This window comes from Akkermansia massiliensis (assembly GCF_023516715.1).
GTDB lineage: Bacteria > Verrucomicrobiota > Verrucomicrobiia > Verrucomicrobiales > Akkermansiaceae > Akkermansia > Akkermansia massiliensis.
This window is the reverse complement of the sequence record NZ_JAMGSI010000002.1, coordinates 850,171-869,247: the sequence shown is the minus strand read 5'-3', so window position 1 is coordinate 869,247 and position 19,077 is coordinate 850,171. Positions and strand designations below refer to the sequence as shown.

At 53.6% G+C, this 19,077-nt stretch carries 17 protein-coding genes; 13 read left to right on the top strand and 4 right to left on the bottom strand.

Annotated elements, in window-relative coordinates; genetic code table 11:
* Window positions 1-257: 257 nt before the first annotated feature.
* The gene (locus tag M8N44_RS11330; protein ID WP_180973000.1) at window positions 258-434 is read left to right on the top strand and encodes a hypothetical protein; all 177 of its coding nucleotides are present in this window, start codon (window positions 258-260) and stop codon (window positions 432-434) included.
* Between the two features lie 77 nt (window positions 435-511).
* On the opposite strand, the gene M8N44_RS11325 is transcribed toward M8N44_RS11330, so the two are convergent.
* A complete protein-coding gene (locus tag M8N44_RS11325) occupies window positions 512-1,564 on the bottom strand; it encodes a glycosyltransferase family 2 protein (protein ID WP_146021184.1) in 1,053 nt (350 codons plus the stop codon).
* Window positions 1,565-1,986: 422 nt separating this feature from the next.
* Here M8N44_RS11325 and M8N44_RS11320 point away from each other — a divergent pair, with 422 nt between their 5' ends.
* The 3 genes from M8N44_RS11320 to M8N44_RS11310 all read left to right on the top strand — a co-directional run bounded on the left by M8N44_RS11320 (window position 1,987) and on the right by M8N44_RS11310 (window position 6,146).
* Window positions 1,987-2,979 carry a glycosyltransferase family 2 protein gene (locus M8N44_RS11320; protein ID WP_102728968.1) on the top strand — a complete coding sequence of 331 codons (993 nt, stop codon included), beginning with the start codon at window positions 1,987-1,989 and terminating at the stop codon, window positions 2,977-2,979.
* 60 nt (window positions 2,980-3,039) lie between these two features.
* Window positions 3,040-3,987 (top strand): glycosyltransferase family 8 protein, encoded by a 948-nt coding sequence (locus M8N44_RS11315; RefSeq protein ID WP_102727604.1) that lies wholly within the window; start codon window positions 3,040-3,042, stop codon window positions 3,985-3,987.
* Window positions 3,988-4,841: 854 nt separating this feature from the next.
* Entirely contained in the window at window positions 4,842-6,146 is a 1,305-nt protein-coding gene (locus tag M8N44_RS11310; protein ID WP_146021183.1) for a BACON domain-containing protein, read from the top strand.
* Between the two features lie 79 nt (window positions 6,147-6,225).
* On the opposite strand, the gene M8N44_RS11305 is transcribed toward M8N44_RS11310, so the two are convergent.
* Window positions 6,226-7,785, bottom strand: a complete 1,560-nt coding sequence (locus tag M8N44_RS11305; protein WP_022397692.1) for a lipopolysaccharide biosynthesis protein — start codon at window positions 7,783-7,785, stop codon at window positions 6,226-6,228.
* A 270-nt stretch (window positions 7,786-8,055) separates the two neighbouring features.
* Between M8N44_RS11305 and M8N44_RS11300 the strand changes: the two genes are divergently transcribed.
* The 9 genes from M8N44_RS11300 (at window position 8,056) to M8N44_RS11260 (ending at window position 17,566) form a co-directional block, all read left to right on the top strand.
* Window positions 8,056-9,243 (top strand): glycosyltransferase family 4 protein, encoded by a 1,188-nt coding sequence (locus M8N44_RS11300; protein ID WP_102728966.1) that lies wholly within the window; start codon window positions 8,056-8,058, stop codon window positions 9,241-9,243.
* A 344-nt stretch (window positions 9,244-9,587) separates the two neighbouring features.
* Window positions 9,588-10,757 (top strand): glycosyltransferase family 4 protein, encoded by a 1,170-nt coding sequence (locus tag M8N44_RS11295; RefSeq protein ID WP_102728965.1) that lies wholly within the window; start codon window positions 9,588-9,590, stop codon window positions 10,755-10,757.
* Window positions 10,758-10,819: 62 nt separating this feature from the next.
* Window positions 10,820-11,422 carry an acyltransferase gene (locus M8N44_RS13965; protein WP_102728964.1) on the top strand — a complete coding sequence of 201 codons (603 nt, stop codon included), beginning with the start codon at window positions 10,820-10,822 and terminating at the stop codon, window positions 11,420-11,422.
* 7 nt (window positions 11,423-11,429) lie between these two features.
* Window positions 11,430-12,344, top strand: coding sequence for a tRNA (adenosine(37)-N6)-dimethylallyltransferase MiaA (miaA, locus tag M8N44_RS11285; protein WP_180975255.1), 915 nt, complete (start codon window positions 11,430-11,432; stop codon window positions 12,342-12,344).
* Window positions 12,345-12,486: 142 nt separating this feature from the next.
* Window positions 12,487-13,476, top strand: a complete 990-nt coding sequence (locus tag M8N44_RS11280) for a hypothetical protein (RefSeq protein ID WP_102728962.1) — start codon at window positions 12,487-12,489, stop codon at window positions 13,474-13,476.
* 18 nt (window positions 13,477-13,494) lie between these two features.
* A complete protein-coding gene (locus M8N44_RS11275; RefSeq protein ID WP_102728961.1) occupies window positions 13,495-14,322 on the top strand; it encodes a hypothetical protein in 828 nt (275 codons plus the stop codon).
* Between the two features lie 221 nt (window positions 14,323-14,543).
* Window positions 14,544-15,617, top strand: a complete 1,074-nt coding sequence (mnmA, locus tag M8N44_RS11270) for a tRNA 2-thiouridine(34) synthase MnmA (protein WP_102729052.1) — start codon at window positions 14,544-14,546, stop codon at window positions 15,615-15,617.
* Window positions 15,614-16,963 carry a tRNA uridine-5-carboxymethylaminomethyl(34) synthesis GTPase MnmE gene (mnmE, locus tag M8N44_RS11265; protein ID WP_102728960.1) on the top strand — a complete coding sequence of 450 codons (1,350 nt, stop codon included), beginning with the start codon at window positions 15,614-15,616 and terminating at the stop codon, window positions 16,961-16,963. The genes mnmA and mnmE overlap by 4 nt, the downstream gene beginning before the upstream one ends.
* A gap of 54 nt (window positions 16,964-17,017) precedes the next feature.
* Entirely contained in the window at window positions 17,018-17,566 is a 549-nt protein-coding gene (locus M8N44_RS11260) for an HNH endonuclease (protein WP_022397701.1), read from the top strand.
* Between the two features lie 6 nt (window positions 17,567-17,572).
* Here the strand turns inward: M8N44_RS11260 and M8N44_RS11255 are convergent, their stop codons facing one another.
* On the bottom strand, window positions 17,573-18,235 hold the full coding sequence (locus M8N44_RS11255) for a trimeric intracellular cation channel family protein (RefSeq protein WP_180971570.1): 663 nt from the start codon (window positions 18,233-18,235) through the stop codon (window positions 17,573-17,575).
* Window positions 18,236-18,287: 52 nt separating this feature from the next.
* The gene (locus M8N44_RS11250) at window positions 18,288-19,067 is read right to left on the bottom strand and encodes an MBL fold metallo-hydrolase (protein WP_022397703.1); all 780 of its coding nucleotides are present in this window, start codon (window positions 19,065-19,067) and stop codon (window positions 18,288-18,290) included.
* Window positions 19,068-19,077: the final 10 nt, after the last annotated feature.

Below are 19,077 nucleotides of genomic sequence, written 5' to 3'. Positions count from 1 at the left end.
AGTATTTTTTATTGAATCCGGATTAGAAATTCGCGGTTAAGCCATCAGTTCTCATTTTTAGTAACAAAACATAAAATGCTTTTTGCTTTCCTATCCTGATTCCTGTTTTTCCGGATAACCAAAGAAGGATGATTCCATGAAATACGGCACTTCCTTCATTTTTTCCCTACATCCCTCCGATCAATCCCTTCGGTTTGAAAAGACGCTTCCCGGAGGCTTTCACCTATCGACAAAGATTATGCATCGCCCTTCCCTGCATGCAGTTCATCCCCCTGCGTCCCTATCTGCCAAATGACCGGTATCAAGATTTCCCCTTCTTCTTTTTCGCGCATGAATACGCATTCATTCCCTTTTTCCCATTCCACGCACTCAAACCTGCACACGCTATTCCCCATGCAGCAGAGGAAGCAGCCATGCAGAACATGGTTCCATGAACACTTCACGGAGGTTTTATCCAAGAGCTTTTCCCTGCCCTGGCGGGCCCTTTCCATCCGGGGTCTTCAGGCACCCCCTACCGCGCTCCGCAAACGGCTCTTTTCACTTTCCTGAGCTTGAAAAAGAAGACCATGTAGAGCAGATACAGCTTTTGCGGCAAGCAATGGACGATGCCCATCCATCCCGGCTTCCTTAGCGCCCACCTGCGGCGGAAGGAATAGTTCCACCAGTTCTGCTGTTGATCAATGCAGCGTATCGCCTTTCTTCTCTCCTCCATTTCGTCAAGCAATTCTTCCCGCGAACGGAAAACCGGAGTGCGGCCCTTCAACAAGTCCTTACACAGTTCCAGGCCGGCTTCCTTGCTTTTCTTCAACTGGCGCCGCATCAGCCGATCCCTTTTTTCAAAGGCCGCAGCCGTTTTCATGCTGGCAAACCGCGCTGCACTGTTGACGGCACAAATATTTTTGACGGCAAACCTGTAATAGTACAGGGAGACATCCGGCAATTCATAGATGCTGCCTTGCAGCCACACATGAAATCCCATCAGGTCATCTTCAAAATTGTCCGTCATCGGCAGGGAGCGCCCCCATTGGCAGGCGCTTTTCCTGATCATCATACTGCCTCCGTAATGGGCAGTGGAGGAGAAAGTCCCCTCTTGAAGCCTGATCACCGGGGCCTCTTCCGGAACAGCAGGAAACGCCGGGAATTCGAACATAACGCCGGCTTCCTCATACACGCGGGTCATCTGGCTGACGACAGCCACGGCATCCGGATGCTCCGTCACCACTCCGGCAAAAATCCTGCACCTCCAGGGGAAGGAACAGTCATCTCCGTCCTGACGGAGAATCCATTCATGGGTGGCCAACTCCACGGCCTGCCGTATATGCGGCCCGCGCCCCAGAGGGGTTTCATTCCGGTTCAATACCACACGGTGCGGTCCCCGGTACTCCGCCGCCATTTCCTGCATGACTGCAAAAGTACCGTCGGAAGAACCGTCATCAGACAGGATGATTTCTACCGGCCCCTCGTAATCCTGCCCGAATACGCTCCGGATGGCATCTCCAATGCAATATTCCTCATTATGCCCGGTCAGAATAATGCTGATGGAGGGGAGTTCCGGAGGATTCATGAAGAAAAGCGGCACGGAAAAGGAAATGTGAATCCCGAGATGGACTATGATCCACAGTACTTATAGATAAGGCGTCACGTTTGTACCGGATTAAGAATCCGGCGTCAACGGAAAAATCTGGGAAAAAGTTTGTTAGGGGTAATGGGGAATATAAGGATGACGGGGATAACAGGGATTAAAAAGATTCTCCTATCATCCTGATGTTCCCTATCATGCGCATCTTTTATGGCGGCGTTGATTAATCACGGATTCTTAATCCGCTATGATTTGGTCCATCAATGCGTTGATTAACAATGAAGGCGTCACGAGGGATTTTTTCCCTCCTCCATTTACCGATTGTTATTACTCCAGAATCAGCGCGAAGTCTTTCCTCCACATCCGGATTCCCGTCCAGCTCCAAAAGCGTTCCATCTCCTTCCTAAATGCAGAAGCCATTTTTCAGCGTTATTATTCCAGCCTATAACCTGGAAAAATATATTGCTGCTACCATTCAGTCGGTACTGGCTCAAATATTTCAGGATTTTGAAATTATTATCGTTGACGATGGTTCTACAGACGGAACCGTTTCTATCATCCAATCTTTTCACGACCAAAGAATTCATCTTATTTCCCAGCGCAACGGCGGCGTTTCGCGAGCACGAAATGCAGGAATGAAGAAAGCCCAAGGCCTTTATATCGCTTTTCTGGACGGGGACGATTACTGGTACCCAGAACATTTGGCGCTGGCGGCTAATTTTTTCAATCTTCATCCTGAGATATTGGTTTATTCCAACCGTCACATCCTGGACGAGTTGGCCAACATAGCGCCACGTCCCCCATCCCATCCTGTATTCATCCGGAAATTGGGGTTAAGGGGATTGCTATTCATGCACCCAAGCAATGTTATCCTGAGTTCATCTCTTGCGTTTCAACTTCCGTCCTGGGAGGAAAATATGTCCTATGGAGAAGACAACCTGTACTGGACGCGGTGCATGAGGCAGACAGCCCTGATCGGGCTGGGAGGAACCGTCACCTCAATTTACCGGCAAAGGGCATCATCCGCCATGCATGATGTGAATTACCGGCATGTCTCCATTCATACGCTCCTTGCGCCCTTGCTGAATGAACTTGAAGCCATGAAAAAACCCACATGGCAGTTCGCCGTTCATTTCCTGATCATCAGGGAATTGCATTCCAACAGGTTGCTGGCTCTTGACGAAGAGGAAAGGACCTCCTTGCTGGGCAGAATCAGGAAGGTGACGCATCCCTACCTGAACCGGACCTATTTTGACGCCTATGCGAAGGCATGTTTTGCAAAGGAAGGAATGGAACAATCATTTACTGCGCTCATGAATAGAACCGTTTCCTTATGCGTCTGGCTGGACCGCCTGGAAAGAATGGGAAGATCCATGTTGTTTCTCAATAGAAACCAGTAACGCGGATGGGAAACGCAGATCCATTTCTTCACCTGCCATAGTCCATGCCGGACCTTTACCATGAACATCGTATACGCTACAGACGATAAGGGAGCGCTGGGAACGGGGGTAAGCATCGTTTCCCTCATGGAGAATTTACCAGCCGACGTTCATGCCGATATTTACATCATGACAGACGGTTTGAACGAGGATAATACGGCTCGTTTAAATTCTCTGCAACGGTCTTACCGCCTGAGTTTACACTTCATTGACATGAAGGATAAATACAAGGATTTTCCCGTTGGTTCCAAGTGGTCGGCAGCGACGTATTACCGTCTTGGCCTCGCAGGGGAACTTCCCGCCACGGTGGAACGCGCCCTGTATGTAGATATTGATACCATTTTCAACCGGGATATCAGTTCCATGTATGAAACCGAGTTCGGAGATTGCCTCATCGCCGGCGTTTTCACTACGGAACATTTGACTGAGGAGTTTTTCTCACGCTGGAAACGGGAAATGAATCTGGGCAGGGATTCCATTTACATCAATGCAGGCGTTGTTCTTTATCATGTTAAGAAAATTCGTGAAGAACGGTTTGAAGCCCAAGTTTTATCTTATGCGAAAAGCAACATCCATCATCTCTCCTGGCAGGATCAGGATATTTTGAACGCATGTTATCAAGAACGTATTTTCTTGCTCCATCCCATGTGGAACATCTGCGACGGCGCCATTTGGTCGATCCGCTGGGAAGGAATAAAAAGCTTCGAGAATAATCCCCTAGAGCCGAAGGATTTGTTGGAAGCCGCCACCAGTCCCGGCATCATTCATTACTGGGGGCATCCCAAGCCCTGGCAGCCCAATAGCCTGCGTCAGGATAACGGGCTGTTCTACAAGTATTGGAAAAAATCTCCGTGGAAAGATAATATCCGGGATTTCCGAAAGCAAAATGATTCTGCCCGAATGTTTGTTTCCCGAATGAGATGCCTCCTGGGGAAGGGCAAACGGCTTTTGCAGGGCAAACACCAGTAGGATTGCGCCAGCTTTTCCTGCCTTTCCCGATGACCAGGAAGCAACCGATTTACAGAGCGCTTTTTTATTAAGGAACGCCAATATCAGCCATTTTTTTTCGGGATACCATCCGTATTCCTTTTTTCCTTGGTATTTCCCCGAGTCAGGAAATTGTCCACTCGGGATTTCCATGGCTGCAAATGCTTCAAATGCACGAAGCTCATGTCTTTTTCATTCCGCGGCTGATGATGATCCGAAGCCACAGCTTCAGAATTTGCCTGTCTTTCCCGCACATAAACGTTATTACGAAAGCAGAATAAGCCCATTTTTTCCTTTTGATTTTTAGCTTTGCGTACAAAGGGTTTTTCATGGAAGCCCTTTTCACGCCCAGATTCCGGTATAGTGATTTTCCGGCTTGTCCAAAAAGATCATTTTACGGATGCCTCCATTAGTTTTCCACGACCGGGTTCCACGGTGACTATTTCCGCCAACCAGTTCTGGCAGTACACGCATTCAAAGCAGGCCAGCAAAGCGTGTGCAAGAATGCGTCAACGTTTTATACCTGATGACCGTATCGGCAAGTAGGGAGTATTTTAAAAATTAGTTTATTCATGAAAGTTGACACTATCAAAGGAAGTTCCTATGTAATGACTTGTACAAAAGCTTGTACAGTACATGCCGTTTTAAGTTCCAGCGTGGATCTCATGCTTGTTCTGGAAGCAGGAAAAGCGGGCCAATACGGTTTTGTGGCTCCGACGGATGCGGTAGAAATATCCGATGAAAACGCTTTTGTCATACAGATTTTTAAAACGCCCGTCCCGAGATTGTTTGTCCAGGACGGCGTTCAACCCGGAGAGGATGCCATTTTAAAAAATATGATGGCGGAGTCCGGAACCTTTGCCGGCACCGTCAACGCCAACGGAGGCGTTCGCGTGCCGCTGCCTGCCACGGCCCAGGAGGCCCTGTCCTGGGACTCCATGCTCGAAGAGCAGGCCAGACGGGAATGGCTCCTGGTGCGCAGCGCCTCCTATGCCGCCGTTCCGTCATGGGTGGCATTGCTGGCGCGCATGCAATCCCTCAGCATTTACAAGTATTCCAGCGCCAATGCATCCGTCAAGGAAGGCATCATTGAAAATGAACTATATGACCATGTCATTAGAATGACTCCCGCCTCCGGCATTTCCTTGCTGGGGGTGGGCACCAAGCCCTGGAAATTTGCTCATTCACTGGGAACCTACAAAGATTCCAGTTTTGCGGCGGCGGCGGCATGGTGCATTACGGGGGCGGACAAGGCGTCCATCATGCTGGGAAGCACCACACATGGCTATGGATGCACCACAAACCCGTCCTCGCCATGCTATGCGCATCCCATTCACTGGTGCAATTATGACCATGCCGGGACAGGGCAGGATTACAGGTTTCCTCTGCTCAATTCCGTTAATAATTACAACGGTTATGATATGACGCCCGCCTGGCAGGCGACTTTATACGGCAAGTCTTACCTGGGCAGTTCTGCATCCTGCTTGATTCGCGGCACGGATTACGGGCGCGGCAACGGGGAAGCCCGGTATGTGTGGGCGCTGGTCCCAAACGCCACCTATCTTGCCGTAGCAATGGCGCCCCGGCATGCGGCAGACCATCCCTACGTTGAAAACAGGTGGGAGTTGTTCGTCGACGGGCAATACGTCATGCCCATGACAGCGCGGTTCTGCGGCGGCGGCCATACGGCTGTATTGTCAGCAACAGTCAAAGCCCATGAAGTGGCCAGCGCGCAGGAGACAGGGTTGAGAATGGCCGGAATGCGGGTGAACACGGGCAGCCTGCCCGGCAGCACGGCGGCCAGGGATATCCTGGGGAAGGTGGTCATGGACGGAGTGGCGATCAAGCCCGTGCCGGAGGTGACGGCTTCCGCGCTGGAGGTGGGAGCGGAAGGCGGTGAAGTAACGCTGACGGTATCCTCCACGCTGGCGGAGGCTGTGTACGCCATTAACGACACGATGTGCGGGCATGACCCCGCCGCCGTATGGTGCAGCCAATCCGCGGAGCAGATACCAGCCGGCGGCGGCCAAATCACCCTGACGCTTGCCCCCAACACGACCGGGCAACCCCGGCAAGTGTGGGTTTTTGTCGGCCACCACTATGCCCAGACCGCTGTCGTGGAAATCAACCAGTTACCCTGAATATATGAATAAAAAAGAGTTGCACTTATTTTTCCTGCCAAGGAAGTAAAAAATCCTTATAATGCCCCATAGGGAACGCTTACTTTTTCCTCTTCCAGAGCAGCCGCGTCCCCGCTATTGCCAGTCCACGATGTACCATGCCACGCATGCCTTTCGTACAGCAATACATTAAAAGAATCGTTATGACGCCATAGGAAACAACCATCAGGAAGGCGCAGGCAAACCAGTTCAGGAAAGACCCGGAGGGTTGCAAGGGGGAATATTTCCAAATCCAGTTCATCAGCACCATAGGTATCAGAATCAGCGCCAGCTGGTAACCGAATTGGAGCCAGTAATTCATCACGTTCTTTCTGAATCCCCAAGTGTACAGCATGAAGGGTTTCCAAATGCCAACAATAAGCACCAGGCTGGAAATACCCCCCAGAAGAATGCCGGGCAATCCCCATAGGTAACCTCCGATAATTGCTACGGAAATGTTGATCACGCTTTCTACAATGGGCGCCCAGACATCCCAGAACAGGCCGTAGCCGTATAAAAATTGATCCACTGCACCCCGCGTGACAGTGATGAACAGGTTGATGATGATCAGGATCATGATTTCCCGGGGGAGGATGTAGCCCGCTCCCAGCCAAAGCGTGATGAATGGCTCCAGAAGCTGGTAAAGGGTAAAGCAGATTGTCCCGGCTATCAGCATGCGCAGGGAAAATAATTCATTGAACACCTTGCGGATTTTTTCCGCATTCCCCTCCGCGATCAGATTTCCCACGCTGGCTTCCGTGCTGCCCAGCAGGTTGTTGACCAGGAGGAACAGTTTATCCATGATGGTGGAATAGTTGCCATAGTAGGCGACCATCTGCAGGGAAACAAATGCATAAACCAGAAACGGCGTGACCTGGAACTGGAAAAAATAACCCAGCCGATGTACAAAGAGCTGCCTGGTATATTTAATAACCTCAGGGTATTTCCTGAACAGTTCCTTTCCCAGAGCCACATTGCTTTTCAACCAGGGATATACCTGATTAATTTTCCAGTTAAGGATGAAGGAATAAATAATGCCGAACAGCAGTTCTATCATTATCCATAGATAATAGCTGCCCGTATACCACGCAGATAATATCTGGCATAAAATTTTGATTATGGAGGCCGTCTGGAAATAGAAGGCCACCACGTAATTCCTCTGGTCCGCCCCCAGGAGAGTCTGCCTGTAGTTGGCGAAGTACCCAATCAGGGAAGAGGCGAGAAAAGAATAATAAGCAAAATAGATGATTCCATAGGAAAATCCCGTTGAAGGGAAGATCAGCGGCAGAAAACAGGAAAGCAGCAATCCGGCGGCAATAATGATGCGCCCTATCCACCGGTACATGTAACCCAGAACAGAAATAATTTCATTAATTCTGGCCTCATCATGTTCAAAAATAGGTTTATAAAGCACATATCCGATAGCCGTGCTTATGCCAAGCTCCGCCAAATTAAGAAAATTCAGCAGATTCATTAAAGTTCCCGTCAAACCGACGAAATCAGCGCCCAGGCAATTCAGGAAAACTTTTCTTGAAAAAAATGAAATGATGAGAATCAGAACATAAAAAATGAGGTTCACCCGGGCATTCAACAGGCTTTTTTTTACGCGAGACTCCTTCATACCATTTATTCCATGGACTTATCCTCTCTTCACGAGAAAACAAAAAATACAGAAATCATTCATACCCGGTTTCATTTATCCGGCTGGTAAAATACAAACAGGATATTCTGCCAGTCATACGGCCATGAAAAGCGGCATTAATCTAGCACAACATTCCACTGCATCAACATCTTTTTATCCATAAGCCACAACCTGCTCCATACCAGTTATCCAACATTGTTCCATAAAGCATTCTTGTTTTATTTCCCTCTTCCATCTATATTACCGCCCGTGAGCAAAGGAAGGATTCTGATTGCCGCCTATGCCTTCCCTCCCGGGGAAGGAGGCGTGAGTATGGCGGCCTATGAAATGGCGCACAGCCTGGGCTCCAGAGGCTGGGACATTCACGTTCTCACCCGCCAGCAGGATTTGCCGGAGGATCCTTCCCGCACAAGATGCTGCCCCATCACGGCCCTGCCGGATTCCCTGACGGACGACACCAACCGCTTGAAGGAGTACCTGGACGCTTTTTTAAAAGATATCCAGCCGGATTTTATCGTTTACCATTCCTGGTCGGGCTGGTGCCGGAAGGAATTGCTGGCATGCGCACGGGAAAAGCGCCTTCCCTTTTTTCTGCGTTCCCACGGCATGCCCACCAACCTCCGTTCCTATTTCCGCGTGGACTACCCTCCTTTTTTCGGCATGAAAAAATGGCTCTGCTCCTTTTTCCAAATACGCAGGGGCATTCTGAACGTACACCGGGAATCCCCGTTAAACCGCCTTGTTTTCCTTGACTCCTATGGAACGCCCTTCAAAGGGTTCGATTATTACTACTGCTCCAAACTGAATCTTTCCCGTTACGTCTGCATTCCCAACACGTTTCCGGCGCTGAAACAAGCCGTTCCTTTCTTCCGGGAAAAATACGGATTGTCCCACGCTCCCGTTTTCACGTGCCCCGCCAGCGCCTGCAACACGAAGCGGCAGCTTCTGTTTATTCGCCATGTAAAGCAAACCAAGCTGGACAACATCGTTTTCCTTTTCCTTGTTCCGCAACGCAATTCCTACGCTGAGCAAATGGAGCAGGCTATTGGGGACGATCCCAGATTCAGGATTCTTTACAATCTTCCCCGTCCGGAGGTGGAAGCCGCCATTATGGAGAGCGCCGCCGTTTTCCTTTACTCCTATCAGGAGCAGCAGCCGCTTTGCATTCTGGAGGCCATGTCGTGCGGCATCCCATGGTTTGCTCCCGATGTGGGAGCCGTTTCCACCCTGAAGGGAGGCATCATCCTGAAAAAAACATCCTCCGCCACATTGGAAAAAACCGTGGGGGCTCTGACGGACGAAAAATTCCGGGAGCGCCGGGGGCAGGAGGGGCTGCGGCAATGGCAGGAACAGTATGACCCATCAGTCGTATATCAACAATGGGAAGACCTGCTCAGCTCCATTGCCTCCTCCCGTACCCCAAAGCAGAAGGATTGAATTGATTCCATGGGATGAATTCGGCCCCGGCTATTTTCCTCACGAACGTTATCCCACGGTAAAACGCCTTCTCACCATTTTCATCATTGCATTTTCCGGACCAGCCAAGTTTCTCAGTTATGAGAATTTTCGCGTTAAAATTTTTCAATAGGAGATTGCGGAGACCAAGTCTCCCGTTTTAAAGAAAGACCATTATTGTATCAGTTTAAAAAAGGGATTCCAGATAGAAAACAGACACAATCTTTTTTTCATCTTGCTCGCAGCCAAGGCGCTCATCATCATACTTGCGCATTTTCTGGACTTTTCAATTCGTCCGCGTTATTAATAGTCCTTGCTGTTTTTATATGGAAAATCGGTCATCTCTTCCTGTTATCGCCATTTTGGCAAACATGCCTTTGGGACGCTTGCTTCCTGAAGAGTTTCAAGATCAAGACCACACCTTGATTCCATGGATTTATGCTTTTTTCTGCGATCTGGCTCATCAAAAACGCTATGAAATTCATTGGATTACTCTCAAAAAATATGTAAAGGCCCATACCGTCCGGCAACTGAAAGGCCAGACCATTCACATTCTGCCTGATCCAAGTTTGGCTCTGGGACTTTTAAGCGGGCATTTTCTTGCCTCTAAAAGAATACGCCTTCTTCTCCATTCCCTGAAACCAGCCCTGGTCCATGCATGGGGCATTGAATTTCCATATGCCAAGGCATGCATGAACCAGCCGTATTCCCGATTATTATCATACCAGGGGGCCCTGCATGCCTATTGCCGGGAAAGTAAAATGCCCTTTCTGGCGCACCTTCAAGCATTCTGGGAAAAACGAACAACTCCGGCATACCAGCATATTACATGTGAATCACCATGGGCTGCGGAATGTGTCCGGAAACTCAACCCGGCAGCCTCCATCCATCTTATCGACTACGGCATTGAGTCCGAGTTCCAGGAAAAGAAACGCGCTCCCAGTACACGGCCATCCTGCCTGTTCGCAGGATCACTGAACGAACGTAAAGGTCTTCCCTTTCTGATTGAAGCCTTTAAAGATCCCTCCCTGGCGCATGTAGACCTTTATATTGCAGGAAACGGGAAACTACGCACCAAGCTAAATTCCGAATGCCCTCCCAATATCCATTGGCTTGGGGAACTATCCAGGATGCAACTCAGGCAGCAGATGGAAACGGCCTGGTGCCTGTTACTTCCAACTCTGGCCGATACAGGACCCACCATTGTCAAGGAAGCCCGCTGTATGGAATTACCGGTTATCACTACGGTCAATGCCGGGAGCAAACAATACGTCGAAGACGGCAAATCCGGATACATCCTCCCAGTCAAAGACAGCGAAGCCATTCGCCAAGCCGTCCTTGCCGTGACGGAATCCCTGGATAAATCCATTGCCATGGGAAAATACGGAATAGAGGAAATAAAAAGGAAGCTCAGTATTCAAACTACTTCCCAAGACTTTATGGACGTCTATGGCTCGCTGCTGGACATGAAAGAGGAAAATAACACGGATTCCTGACAGGCAGGTTTTTCTTCTACCTCCGGAGCTTCCAAAGAAAACTTGTTTTCGCCTTTCTTCCCATGATAAAAAAGCTCATTATTCGGTTCCTTTCAAAGATAGGCTGCCTGCTGCTCAAGCTCCGGGGAGTGCGTACCGGAACGGGCGTCATCCTGTCCGGCCTGCCCCGGATTAAAAAATTCCCGGGAGCTTGCATCACCATCGGCAACGGCGTCACCATCCACTCCATGGCGCGGATGAATCCGGTGCTTTCCCACCATGCCTGCCTGGCGGCCCTTTCCAATGAAGCCCGCATCACCGTGGAGGACGGCTGCGGCATCAGCGGAGCCACCCTGGTTTGCGTCAACGGCATCCACATCGGGCGCCATACGCTGATAGGCGCAGACACGCTGATTCTGGACAACGACATGCACTATCCCCGGAGCGGCGCCAGCTGGGGCAGCACGTGGGGAAATCCCGGGCACGGCAAGCCCATTCACATCGGAGAAGGCTGCTTCATCGGAACCAGGGCCATCATTTTGAAAGGCGTCACCATCGGTTCCGGAGCCGTGGTAGCCGCCGGAGCCGTCGTCACCAGGGATGTGCCTTCCGGCTGTCTCGCGATCGGCAATCCCGCAGAAAACAAGCCGCTGCCCGAACGCCTCAGGCATCCGGAAAAATCCTGACTGCGCCATGCCCGGCATTTCTACTACAGGCCTTCCCGCTACGCTGTTCCTTGCCGGACCCACCGGGTCGGGAAAATCCGCCGTGGCCGTGGAACTGGCGGAAATGCTGGGTGCGGAAATCGTCGGTTCGGACGCCTACCAGGTGTACCGTGAGCTTCCCATTCTAACGGCGGCTCCCTCCCCGGAAGACCGGGCACGCGTTCCCCACCACATGGTATCCATCATTCCGGCCCGGATGCCCTGGGACGCCACGGAACACTACCACCGCGCCATGCGGTGCGTGGAGGATATCCATGCCCGCGGAAAAACGGCCATCGTCACGGGCGGCTCCGGACTGTACTTCAAATTCCTCTCCCACGGCATGTCGGAAGCGCCGCCGGGGGACGCTGCCCTCCGCGCCGCTTTTGCGGACTGTTCCACGGAAGAATTGCACGCCAGGCTGGCTTCCCTGGACCCGGAAGGCGCAGCCCTGACCAATTCTTCCAACCGGCGGTATGTGGAACGCAACCTGGAAATCGTCCTTGCCGGAGGAAAACCCCTTTCCTTCTGGAAGCGGAACTGGCTGAAGCCGCCCCTGGGGCCCGGCTGGGTCATCACCAGGGAAGTTCCGGAACTGGACGGGAGAATCGCCCTCCGCGCCGCACGCATGATGCAGGAGGGGGCCGTGGAGGAAGCAGCTGCCCTGGGCCCCTGCTCCGCCACGGCGGAACGCACGCTTGGCCTAGCGCTGATACGCAGCCTGCTGCGCGGGGAAATCACCCGTGAAACCTGTCAGGCGAAACTGGCGCTCGCCACCCGGCAATACGCCAAACGCCAGCGTACCTGGTTGAAACGGGAGCAATGGCTCCGGGAACTTCCGGCTGCCCCCTCCGCCTCCCCCCGGGAGCTGGCGAAATGCATCATACGGGAGCTGGAGCATTAGCCCCCTCCTAGGACGGTAAACATCCGGAAAACCGCCCGTTTCTTCCCCCGGCAAACTGTATCTAACATATTTTTGGATGCATTGACATTAAAAGGGGCGGAAGACTATCATGAGCATAACTCTCCTCAGCTCGCACCCTGGCATGAACTTTCCCTCTTTCCGCCTTTCCTCTACCGGCATTTTTCTGCATGCCCTGGCAACCTTTGTTCATGCAGAAGACATTCCCACCACGGATGACCGCTCCCTGTACATCGAATCGGAAACCAAGGTTGTCTCTCCCCAATGCCTCCTCGACCAAGGAGACCAGGACGAGGACAGGAAACGCACCAAAGTCGGTATTGGAGAAGTGGTCACCTTGGCCCTGAACGGCAAGAGAGTTAGGGACGTAGACCCGGATTCCCTTGAATGGTCCCTGGAGCCGGAGAAGGCGGCCAGCATTGAGAAATCAAATGACGATATTAATCAAGCTACGCTGACCATCAGCAGAAACCTTACCGAGGATACTAACCTGAAGGTTCGAGTTAAAACCAGCCTTGATGAAGAACTGCCGAAAAGAGAACCCTCCGTTTTCAGCATTCTCGTTCCCTCTGACATTAAAGCGGAACATTCCGGGAAACGGGTGGAAAAACATCCCCGGGACAAGGAGAAAGACAGACCGGGAGCTTCCTCCAAGCTTGTCGTGACTTTTCTTCCCTTGGCGGTCAGTTTCAGCAATGTTCCCATCATGGAACGGGCAGAAGACCCGGAAGGATTCAAACCGGTGCATACCCCGGGAAAACAGCTGATGTGGCCCAATGCCCTGAATGCCCACCATCATGACAACATCGGCTGGAGATGGGACAAGGAGAAGGATATTCGCTTGCAGCACTTGCAGGACATGAAACTTCCCGATTCCTTTTCATGGACCTGCGGGTGGTACGTACACGCCGACGGCAAGGACTGCTGCAAGGTTGGCAATGACACGTATTCCCAGGATTTCAGTTTTGAGTACGAAGATGAAAGGGAAACCAATAAAGACTCCCCCACCAGGGGCTTGAAAAATATCAAGGTAAGCATCACCAAATTCGGATGCACCGTCACGCGCAGCACAGCAGACGACGCCCTGCATGCCGACTCTACCGCCAATCCATAACCTCCTGTTTTTAGCATCATGAATAAATCTTATCCCTTCCTTCTGTTATTCGTCCTTTACTCGCTGTCTTTTCCCTGTTCAGCCTCTCCGGAGCAGGACCAGCTCCCCCTTCCTTCCGCCATCAGGAATCTGAACAAGCAAAACCCGGAACTCCTGCGGCTTAAGAAACTGCTGGACAGTGGCCAGATCATTCCGTTCTACCAGGGGGCGGATAAAATATTGAAAGAAGCCAACCGCTACCGGAAAAAGGACGTCACCCCTCAGGAGCTGACGGAGGGGCTTTTCCTGTGCTATCTGATTGCCAAGGCCCCGTTCATTGACCTCAACGATTACGAAAATGTCGAATGGCTTGCTACCTACACTAGCGTAGATCACCACGCAAAAGAGTTTTTCACGAACAGCATCCCTTTCCTTGCGCTAACGGACAAGAATAGCAGCCTCCCAGGCAGGGAAGAGGCCCTTCGATTTTATTTATCCGCAAAAGCTCTGATCATCAAACAATTCCACAGCCAGGTAGATTATGCTTTTGAAGCTACGGAAATCTTCGCCCACATGCTCATCGACCATGCCTCCGGAATGCCAGAAGGAAACGATACCAAGCTGTTCAACAAGACAAGCGCGCTGAGTTCGAGAAGCAACAACGCTCAATTCGCCATCAAAAGCAAAGAACGCGGATTTATCAGGGAACTGATGACCTGCTTCCCGACCAAGGCCCAGGAGGTTAAAAAATACCTGCGTCTGGCCGGATACAGGGACAAGGACATTCCGGCCCTGCTGGACAGAACCGTCGGCCGGGTGCCGAAAGCGGCCTACCTTTACAAAGGATTGCCCAAACAGAAAAATTAAAGAGGCATCCAAATCCGGACAACAAAAGCGTCACTAGTGCAAACCCTTTCCTGCATAAAAAGACTGTAAGGCATCTTCTTGTTTTCCCAGGTTACGCCCCGGATATTCGTCTTCCACGCTTTTTGTCTTGGCTTGCGGGGGCATCTTTGGTTTACAGAGGCAGGCGGGAAAGGCTTTCCAAAAGCAGGCCGCTTCATTATATTCATCTCTTTTTCAGCATCGTGGCACGCATTCTTGTAGGCTTATCAGGCGGGGTGGACAGCTCCGTGGCAGCAGCCCTGCTCGTGGAGCAGGGCCATGACGTGGTGGGGGCCTACATGAAAAACTGGGTGAATGACGAGGGCATTCCCGGCGAATGCCCGTGGGAGCAGGATATTCAGGACGCGCTGTCCGTCGCCAAAAAAATCGGCATTGAATTCCGGGTCATCGACCTGGTGGACGAATACCGCGCCCGCATCGTGAATTACCTGATTGAAGGCTACCGCGCCGGATACACGCCCAATCCGGACGTGCTGTGCAACCGGGAAATGAAGTTCGGCGTCTTTCTGGATTACGCCCTGGAGCAGGGGTTTGACTCCGTAGCCACCGGCCACTACGCCCGCAGGCTGGATACGCCGCAGGGCTCCTTCATCCTGCGCGGGCGGGACCCGAACAAGGACCAGTCCTACTTCCTGTCCCTGATGCGCCCGGACCAGACAGCCCGCGCCGTGTTCCCCCTGGGGGACCTGCTGAAGCCGGAGGTCCGCGTGCTGGCGGACAAATACGGCCTTCCCACGGCGCGCAAGAAGGACAGCCAGGGCATCTGCTTTATCGGCCAGGTGAAGATGAGCGACTTCCTGCGCCACTACCTGCCGGATAAACCCGGCAAAATCGTGGATACGGAGGGGAAGACGCTCGGCTCCCACAACGGCCTGCACCTGTTCACCATGGGCCAGAGGAAAGGCCACGGCGTCGCCTCACCGCGGGAGGGAATCGCCTACGTGGTGGTGGGGAAGGACGTCAAACGCAACCGCCTGATCCTGGGGTATGAAGACGCATCCACGCAGGGACTGTATGCGGCCCATGCGGTGGTCGGCGGCATTTCCAATACGCTGGCGCCCCTGCCCTCCCGCGTGATGGCGCAGCCCCGCTACCGCGCCAAGGCGGAATGGGCCTCCTGCGAATATCTGGAAGAAGGAAAGGTGCGCCTGAGCTTTGACACGCCCCTCCGGGCGCTGGCCGTGGGACAGGTCTGCGCTTTTTACGACGGAGGCAAGTTGCTCGGGGGCGGTTTTTTTGAATCCATAGAACCATGATTGACCCGGAACGCACCATAGCCGCGCAGGCCACCGCCGCAGGACAGGGAGCCATTGCCGTCATCCGCATGAGCGGTCCCAGCTGCATGGCCATCCTGAAACAATGCACCCCCGCGGCCTTCACGGAACGCCTCCAGCCGCGCCGGGCAACGCTGGCCCGCATTCTGGACGCGGAGGGAACCGCCATTGACCAGGCGCTCATCACCTGGTTCCCGGCCCCGGCCAGTTATACGGGGGAAGATACCGTGGAAATCTCCTGCCACGGCGGCATGCTGGTGACAGACCGCCTGCTGAAACGCCTGTACCGGTGCGGAGCTTCCCCGGCGGAACCGGGCGAGTTCACGAAGAGGGCCTTCCTGAACGGACGCATGGACCTGACCCAGGCTGAGGCCGTGATGGACGTGATTTCCGCCGGGAGCGACCTAGCCCTGAAAGCCGCGCAAACCCAGCTGGACGGGGGCATCGGCTCCCAGGTGGACGAACTGAAGGACAGCCTGGTTCACGTCCTGGCCCATATTGAGGCCTACATTGATTTTCCGGATGAAGATATTTCCCCGGACACCGCTTCCGGTTTGCTGGCGCGGCTCCGGAGCATGGAGGAAAAGCTTTCCGGGCTGCTGCGGACCGCCGAGGGCGGCCGTCTTCTGCGTGAAGGCATCCGCACGGCGATCGCCGGACCGCCCAACGTCGGAAAATCCAGCCTGCTGAATACCCTGCTGGGGTATGACCGGGCCATTGTCAGCAATATCGCCGGAACCACGCGGGACACGGTGGAGGAATCCATCCAGCTCGCCGGGCTGGCTCTGCGGCTGATTGACACGGCAGGCGTCCGGGAATCTTCCGATGTGATTGAACAGGCCGGCATCACTCGTACCAACAGGGCGCTGGAAACCGCCGACCTGGTTCTGGAAGTGGCGGACGCCTCCGCGCCCCGGACAGAGGCTTTCCCCACGGCCGCCCGTACCGCGCCCCGGCTGCTGATTCTGAACAAGTGCGACCTGGGAATCCACCCGGACTGGGAGGCCGTTCCCGGCATCCGTTTTTCCTGCGCCACCGGAGCAGGCAGAAAGGAATTGGAAGAAGCCATCGTCCGGGCCTTCGCTTCCTCCCTGCCCGGTGAAACGGGCAGCTCCCTGGTAGCCATCAACGCCCGGCACCAGCATGAACTGGGCCTGTGCCTGGAGCATGTCCGGCTGGCTTCTGAATCCATCTCCCGGCAGGAGAGCCCGGAATTCACGGCTCTGGAACTGAGGGAAGCCCTGACGCATCTGGGGGAAATCACCGGAGCCGTGGATACGGAGGACGTGCTGGGCGCCATTTTTTCCTCCTTCTGCCTGGGCAAGTAAAGCTCCGGAAAATCCGGACAGCATCATTCAACAAGCAGCTTTTATATCCTCATCATGCCTCCTCCCGCCGTCAAATCCGTCCGCCAAATCATTTATTACCAATATGCCAAAATCATTGCCTCTTCTTCCGGCTTCGGAAAGGCCAATTACGGCATGATTATGAGCAAGTGGAAGGAGCTTTGCGCAGGGACCATACATTGGTCTTCCTCCGTTCGCGAATGGGTCAGGGAAATGGAACATCCCGGAGAATGCATTTATTGCGGCGAAAAAAAGAATTTGACCACGGAGCATATCCTGCCCCGCGACTGCGGGGGAGAAGATATCATGGATAACGTTGTCAGGGTATGCAAGTCCTGCAATTCCTCCAAGGGCGGGAAACGCCTGTACGAATGGAAGGGGCTGAAGGAAAAGGACAGCCACCACCGCATCGCGGAGGGGAAATACCTGAAGTACCTTTATTCCCTTCACGAAAAACGGGGAACCCTGGACGTAGCAAATGTGCGGGAACTGTGCCCGCACTGCAACATGCGCTCCTGCTGCGAGCGGGACGGTACGGTGGAGAAGCTTTCCGTCTATTGCATGGAAGGGTGCTTCCACAAGTAGCGCGGATTACCGTCCGCCGGGTTTCCCGGAAAGAATCTCCTTTTCCTCTTCCTCCATGGCTTCCGGTTCCGCCTCCGGGGAGAACAGGGGAATGTAGGAAGGCAGGTTCCAGTTCCAGCGGATGGCCGCCAGGCGCACGGAGAGCGTGACCACGAAGCCCGTCACGAAGCAGGTGGAGGAGTCGATCCCGAAGTAGTAAAGCACCGCGTACGCCACGCCTCCCAGGAGGGCCGCGGTGGCGTACAGTTCCCCGGGGCGGAACACGTAGGGAACGTTTCCGGTGAGCACGTCGCGCAGCAGGCCGCCCGCCACGCCGGTGCAGATGCCCATCATCACGGAAACGGTGGGCGTATAGCCGTGGAGGTAGGATTTTTCCGTGCCGATCATGCCGAAGAGGGCCAGAACGATGGCGTCCGCCACGCGGATGGTGCCCATGGGCGGCGGGTATTTCTGGGCCACGTAAAAGGTTCCCAGGCTGGTGACGACGGCGGCCAGGACAAAGATTTCCCCGGAGGGCAGCGTCCAGTACACCGGAATGTCCAGCAGAAGGTCGCGCACGGTCCCTCCGCCCAGGGCCGCCAGGGTGCCGCAGACAATCACGCCGAACAGGTCCATTTTCACGCGCGAAGAAGCAATGGATCCCGCCAGGGCTCCAATGATCGTGCTCATGATTTCACAGATGGAGAGGAACATGGCGGCAGGAGGAAGGAAAGAGGCGGATTCAGCAGACCCGTATCCACGGCAGGCAGGAGTCCTGGCTGGCGCAGAACAGGGAGGTGGAAGCCAGTCCCATGTCATGCAGGGTAGCACGCATCAGGCTTTCTGCCAATTCCGGAGAATTGCTTTCTGCGCTCAGGTGGGCCAGCACTACGTTTTTCAGGGCGTCATGGGCGATGCGCCTCAGCAGGTCGCAGGCCTGTTCATTGGAAAGGTGCCCGTGCGTGGAGGCGATGCGCTGCTTCAACGGCCAGGGCCGCTTGGGGGTGGCCGCCAGCATGTCCGGATCATAGTTTGATTCCACCACCAGGCTGTCCACCATGGAGAGGTGTTCCGCCACGCAGCCGGGGGCCTGCCCCGTATCGGAAATGAAGCCCAGGCTGGACCGTTCCGTTTCAAACTTGAATCCCACCGGGTCCACGGCGTCATGGTAGGTGGCAAAGGGGGTGATGACGATATCCCCTATTTTAAAGGACTGCCCTTTTTCAAAGTAGGCCCAGGGGGCTTCCGGCGCCTTTTCCTGAACGCACATGGCCGTATGGCGGGTGGCATAGACGCGCACGGTGTATTTCCTGGTGAACTGATGCACGCCCTTCATGTGGTCCGTGTGTTCATGGGTGAGCAGAATGGCGTCCAGCTCCTCCGGTTCCACGCCGGCGGATTTCATTTTATCCCGCAGCCTGGCGGCGCTGAACCCGGCATCCACCAGCAGGACGGTTTCCCCCGCCTTGACGATGGTGGCATTTCCTCCGCTGCCGCTGCCCAACACGCAAAACTGCATCATGCGCGGAATA